Consider the following 6,128-nt stretch of genomic DNA (forward strand, 5'->3'; position numbering starts at 1 on the left):
GCCCTTGACCTTGCTTCTAACACTCAAGCCGGCCGGTAGGCCGCTGTGCTCTTGCTGTTGATCTTGATCTGACTGCCCCATTCAGCCCGAGGCCGAACGCAGGTATTGAGGAGCGGGTAAACCGGCAGGACGCCGGTTTAGCCGCGACGGGCCAGGGACGGGCCGTCGCGGCGGCCCGCTTCGCGGTGCCGGAGTGAGGGCACGCCGAGCCTAAGCGAGGCGCCGACAGGCGGGGCAGAGCGTTTTGCTTACTTTTGCGCTGTTCAAAAGTGAGCCGCTGTAAGAGCGGAACCCTAGGAAGCCGTTACCGCAGCAACGGATATGTACTCAACCCTCCCAAAACTCACACCAACCGCTTTATCTGCTTATGCCGCCAAACCAACCGGTAATACGCCGTCTGCAACCCCAACATCGCCAGGTACGTCACCGGAAACGCCATCCAGACCCCTTCCAACCCAAACCGCGCATTCAGCAGATACGCCACCGGCAACTCCACCCCCAACACACAAACGATCGAAATCCCCACCGGCACCAGCACCACCCCGCTGGCCCGCATGATCCCGCCCACCACCGCCTGGAACCCAAACACCAGAATGCTCCAGAGCATAATGTGCAACAGATGCTCAGCCTTCACCCGCGCATCAACATCGGTAATGAACAACCCAAGCAACCAGTGCGACAACACATACCCCAACACAATCAACCCACCCGTCAGGCACAGGTTGATCAAAATCCCCGTGCGCAGAATCGGCCCTATCCGCTCCAGCCGCCCTGCCCCGATCGCCTGCGCCCCAAGAATCGATGCGGTGATCGCAATCGACAACGCCGGAAACTGCACATAGTTAACGATCTGCGTTACCGCCCCATACGCCGCCGTCGCCTGTGAACCATGGCTGTTGACCAACGCCAGAATCACCAACTCCGACAGCGACAGCACCACCATCTGCAACCCGGTAGGCAACCCAATACGCAGCACCTTGCCCAGAATCACCCGGTCCAGCCGCAACGCCGCCATCAACTCGCGATCCGGCGCCATCACGTGGTTTTTATGGCGCAGGCGCAGCACCAGAAACGTCATCGCCAAGGCGTTACCCACCAGCCCTGCCAACACCGCGCTTTGGATGCCCATCGGCGGCAAGCCCAGCCAGCCTTTGATCAACGCCGGGGTCAGCAGCAGGCCCACGGTGGTCGACACCACCAACGCCAACAACGGCGACACCGTGTCGCTCACGCCCCGCAGCAGTTGGGTGAACAGGATGAACACCAGCAGCAGCGGCATGATCAGCATCATCATCTGCGCATAACCCACCGCGTCATCCAGCACGTCCACCGGCGCGCCCAAGGCCTGCATGGCCGGGCGCGCAAACACGCTGCCCAATACTGCTGCGATCACCCCGATCAAGGCGCCGAGGGTCAGGGTCGCGCCGGTGATCGACTTGACCATCGAGGTTTCCTGCGCGCCCCACGCCTGGCCGATCAGCACCGAAGCGCCGGCCCCCAGGCCAATCACCAGGGCGATGAAGAAGAACACGATGGGGAACATCCCCGACACCGCCGCCAACGCCTGGGTGCCGAGCATTTGCCCGACGTAGATACCGTTCAGGGTGCCGGAAAAGCTCTGGAGGAAATTGGACAGCACCATGGGTGCCAGAAAGATCAGGTAGATCTGCCACAACGGTCGTTGCTGGGTGACTTCCATGAAGGTTCGGGTCTCGATGCAATTAGGCAGGGAAAGCGTTGCGTGACAACCAGGCCAGGTACAACTTCACATCCACCGGCCAGTGCGCAATCTTATTGGAAAATTCAGCGCCATCCTGAGCAAACAACGCCCGCGAGGCTTCTTCAAAACCCGGCAGGTCGCCGCCCAGAGCGCTCATGAAACGATAGCTGGATTCCTTCGCCTGGCGTCGCTCATCGTGCTCGGCATGGGCGTTACGCGCTTCATCCACCAGCCGGCGCAACGCCGCCGAGGCGCCGCCGCGTTGTTGGCCCAGCCACTCCCAATGCCGTGGCAACAGGGTGACTTCACGGGCGACCACACCCAGCTTCGGTCGACCTACGGAAGGTGACACTGGCACTTCGGCCTCGGTCACCGCAACCGTCGGTTGCTGGGGTGCGTAACCGACTGGCCAGGGATAGTCGACCTGAACACCGCTGGCGTCATCAAACACCAGCAAGCTGCCCGCCGACAGGTCGAGGCTGGCCAGGTTTTCGGCAACGTCGGTGTAAGAACCGGCAGCCACGCGTTGGTGGCCAAGGAAGGCGGTGCAGCAGGGAGAATTTGGCGTGTTCATAACTATTACCCGGATGTTATTGTTTTACCCGGATTATATTAGCTTGAAATTTATTTGTTGCAAGCCGCTTGTGGCGAAACAACCAAATGATCACTGCCGGCTGTGACGCCCATGTTCCGTACACCCGGATCGCGTAACAGGCATTCGGCAATCGCCGGCTCAAGCTCCACCCGCAATCGACGGCCCAAGGCGCGCGCGCCAAACCGTGCGTCGTGGTCGCGGCACAGCCAGGCCCGCGCCGACTCATCCAGCACCAGCGACCGCTGCTGCGCCGCCAGGCGTTGATTGAGTTTGCCCAATTCCACCTCCAGCAGCGCTTCAAGCCACTGATGATCGATGGGCTCGAACATCAGGATGCGGTCGATGCGATTGAGAAATTCCGGCTCGAAATGACTGTGCAAGGCGTCCTCCAACACCCCCGCTTCACCACGCCCCAACCAGCGCAGCGGGGCAAAACGCTGCCGATGCCGACGCGCCTGCCGGGCGCCGATATTGCTGGTCATGAAGATCAGGCTGTTGCGAAAGTCCAGCGTGCGGCTGCCGCCCGCCAACGTCAGTTGGCCGTTTTCCAGAATGCCCAACAGGCTGCGCACCACTTCCTGGCTGGCCTTTTCCAGCTCGTCGAACAGCACGATGCCGGGGCGACTGTAGCTGCCCTGGATCAGTTCGCTGTTGAACAGGCTGATGCCCTCTTTGCTGCCGACGTAACCTGGCGGCGCACCGGTCAGGGCGGCGGCGTAATGCTCCTGGGCCAGGGTGTGCATGTCGATACGGCAGAACCCGTCGGCGCGGCCGTGCAGGGCCAGGGCCAGCAGCCGGACGATTTCCGTCTTGCCGACCCCGGTAGGTCCCATGAACAGGTTGACGCTCAACGGCCGCTCACGCTCGCCGATGTCGGCCTTGACCACCTTGAGCAGCCCTTCCACTTGGGCCAGGGCCGCGTCCTGGCCAACGATACGGCTGCGCAGCAAGGCCATGACCTGGGCCGGTTCAAAGGTAAACCGCATGCCTCACCCTATAACGATCAAAAGGACAATGAATAACCTGTGGCGAGGGAGCTTGCTCGCGCTGGGGCGCGCAGCGGCCCTGAAATCCCGGGTCTGCTGCGCAGCCCAACGGGAGCAAGCTCCCTCGCCACAGGGTCGCGTTTCGCCAAGATCAACCCGCCGTTTTTTCTTTACCGCCATGGGGCAACTGCCCCACCGGGCATTCGGCGACACCGACGGTACTGCGGGTAAATGCCTCGACATTCTCCTGGGCCTTTTGCGCGTCCAGCACCCAGGTGCGATAGAACTCGAACGGACAATCCGCCACGCCCTTGTCCCCGTCGCCCGAGGCATGCATGCCGGTGTAGCCACGGTGCAGCAGCTTGAACAGATGGTTCTGCGACTGGTCGTTGGCCCGTGCATCACGGATCTGCGAGACCGACAGCTGGGCGTACTGAATGCCCATTTCCTCCTCGCCGCACTCGCCCAGGGTACGGCCATCAAAACCGATAATCGCCGAGTGCCCGAAGTACGAATACACCCCGTCGAACCCCGCCGCATTCGCCACCGCCACGTAGCAGTTATTCGCCCAGGCCATGCTCTTGGACATCTGCACCTGCTGTTCCTTGGCCGGGTACATATAGCCCTGGCAACGCACGATCAGTTCGGCGCCTTTCATCGCACAGTCGCGCCAGATCTCCGGGTAGTTGCCATCGTCGCAGATGATCAGGCTGATCTTCATGCCCTTGGGCCCGTCGCACACGTAGGTGCGATCGCCCGGGTACCAACCCTCGATCGGGCACCACGGAATGCACTTGCGGTACCGCTGCACGATCTCCCCGAGGTTATTGATCAGCACCAGCGTGTTGTACGGCGCCTTGTGCGGATGCTCTTCGTGGCGTTCACCGGTCAGGGAAAACACGCCCCAGGTGTTGGCCTGGCGACAGGCCGCCGAGAAGATCGCCGTCTCCTCACCGGGAATGCTCGCGGCGGTGGCCATCATCTCGTCGTGGTCGTACATGATGCCCATGGTGCTGTATTCGGGAAGCACCACCAGGTCCATGCCGGGCAAACCCTGCTTCATGCCGACGATGATTTCGGCAATCTTCTTCGCGTTATCGATGACCTCGGCCTTGCTGTGCAGGCGCGGCATCTTGTAGTTCACGACAGCAACGCCGACCGTGTCGGGGCTGCTGGATATGTCGCCATGGCGCATTGCAAATTTCCTCGGTCAGTGACTGATCATCCAGGGCCGTGGCCCGGTCTTGGTCTTGAGGCCCAGCGGGTTGGCCTTGCTCGGCACCACCGGTTTGCTGGTGCCGCAGCAACTGCAGCCCGCCGGGTGCTTGCGCGACTCCTGATACTCGCCGACGGTTTGCGGCGCATGGGCGCTGCGCTCGTTGCCGGCGATCGCCTTGCGCTGGTTGGCCGACAAGGTGGTCAGCGCCGGCGCCGACAACAGCAACTGCCCGCCCGGGCTGTCGCAATACGGGCACTGGCTGGGTTCGTGACGCTGGGCCATGGGCCGCAGCATCGTGAAGGTGCCGCAGGACTCACAAGCATATTCGTAGGTCGGCATGGCTACAGGTCCGGTGCGATGGGCAGGTCGATGCTGCCGTCGAGGAATTTGGTCGGGCCGTTGGCGTTGGGGTTGATGTCGAACTCGAAGATCTCGGTCGGCAGCCACAACGTTGCGCAGGCGTTGGGGATGTCCACCACGCCGCTGATATGCCCCTGCACCGGCGCCGAGCCGAGCAACGCATAACCTTGGGCCGGCGAGTAGCCGAACTTGGTCAGGTAGTTGATCGCATTGAGGCAGGCCTGGCGGTAGGCGACGTTGACGTCCAGGTAGTGCTGCTGGCCCTGTTCGTCGACGGAGATGCCTTCGAAGATCAGGTAGTTCTTGTAGTTCGGGGTGATCGGGCTTGGCTTGAACACCGGGTTCTTGATCCCGTACTTGGCCATGCCGCCCTTGATCAGCTCGACCTTCATGTGCACCCAGCCGGCCATTTCGATGGCGCCGCAGAAGGTGATTTCGCCGTCGCCCTGGCTGAAGTGCAAGTCACCCACCGACAGGCCGGCGCCATTGACGTAGACCGGGAAGTAGATCTTTGAACCGCGGGACAAATCCTTGATATCGCAGTTACCACCATGCTCGCGCGGCGGCACGGTGCGGGCGCCGGTGGCGGCGGCTTCGTCGCGGGCCGGGCCCTTGAGTTTGCCCATGTGGGCGGTGGCGGCCAGGGGGGCGTTGGCCAGCGGTGGGACGCGAGTCGGGTTGGTGTCGATCAGTTCCTGTTCGCGGCGGTTCCAGTCGGCGAGCATCACCGGGTCGGGCAGGCAGCCGATCAGGCCGGGGTGGATCAGGCCGGCGAAGTTGACGCCCGGGATGTGGCGGGAGCTGGTGAACATGCCCTTGAAATCCCAGATAGCTTTTTGGGCGCTGGGGAAGTGGTCGGTAAGGAAGCCGCCGCCGTTCTGGCGGGAGAAGAAGCCGTTGAAGCCCCATTGGGAGTCGGCCTTGGCGCCGATGTCGAGCAGGTCGACCACCAGCAGGTCGCCGGGTTCGGCGCCGTGTACGCCCACTGGGCCGGAAAGGTAGTGCACGGTGGAGAGGTCGACGTCGCGCACGTCGCTGGCGTCGTCGTTGTTCTTGATGGCGCCGGCGGTCCAGTCGTAGGTTTCGAGGATGAAGTCATCGCCGGGTTTGACCCAGCAGGCCATCGGGATGTCCGGGTGCCAGCGGTTGTGGATTTGCTCGTTTTCGGTGACGGGTTGGTTGAGGTCGACTGTGATCAGGGTGTCGGTCATCGAGGTGCTCCCGCAGGGTGGCTTGGATGTTGGGAGC

Annotated in this window: 6 protein-coding genes; all 6 read right to left on the reverse strand. The window is 62.4% G+C overall.

The features are described 5' to 3' along the window. Window positions 1-343: 343 nt before the first annotated feature. The 6 genes from CEC48_RS30455 to fmdA all read right to left on the reverse strand — a co-directional run bounded on the left by CEC48_RS30455 (window position 344) and on the right by fmdA (window position 6,091). A complete protein-coding gene (locus CEC48_RS30455; RefSeq protein ID WP_088427204.1) occupies window positions 344-1,699 on the reverse strand; it encodes an MATE family efflux transporter in 1,356 nt (451 codons plus the stop codon). A 22-nt stretch (window positions 1,700-1,721) separates the two neighbouring features. Then, window positions 1,722-2,294, reverse strand: coding sequence for a DUF2239 family protein (locus CEC48_RS30460; RefSeq protein ID WP_088427205.1), 573 nt, complete (start codon window positions 2,292-2,294; stop codon window positions 1,722-1,724). A 50-nt stretch (window positions 2,295-2,344) separates the two neighbouring features. Then, window positions 2,345-3,301, reverse strand: a complete 957-nt coding sequence (locus CEC48_RS30465) for an AAA family ATPase (RefSeq protein ID WP_088427206.1) — start codon at window positions 3,299-3,301, stop codon at window positions 2,345-2,347. 151 nt (window positions 3,302-3,452) lie between these two features. Next, a complete protein-coding gene (locus CEC48_RS30470; protein WP_088427207.1) occupies window positions 3,453-4,496 on the reverse strand; it encodes an aliphatic amidase in 1,044 nt (347 codons plus the stop codon). A gap of 15 nt (window positions 4,497-4,511) precedes the next feature. Then, window positions 4,512-4,859, reverse strand: coding sequence for a zinc ribbon domain-containing protein (locus tag CEC48_RS30475; protein WP_088427208.1), 348 nt, complete (start codon window positions 4,857-4,859; stop codon window positions 4,512-4,514). Window positions 4,860-4,861: 2 nt separating this feature from the next. Then, window positions 4,862-6,091 carry a formamidase gene (gene fmdA / locus CEC48_RS30480; protein WP_088427209.1) on the reverse strand — a complete coding sequence of 410 codons (1,230 nt, stop codon included), beginning with the start codon at window positions 6,089-6,091 and terminating at the stop codon, window positions 4,862-4,864. Between the last annotated feature and the right edge of the window lie 37 nt (window positions 6,092-6,128).

The organism is Pseudomonas sp. K2I15 (assembly GCF_002204795.1).
Taxonomy (GTDB): domain Bacteria; phylum Pseudomonadota; class Gammaproteobacteria; order Pseudomonadales; family Pseudomonadaceae; genus Aquipseudomonas.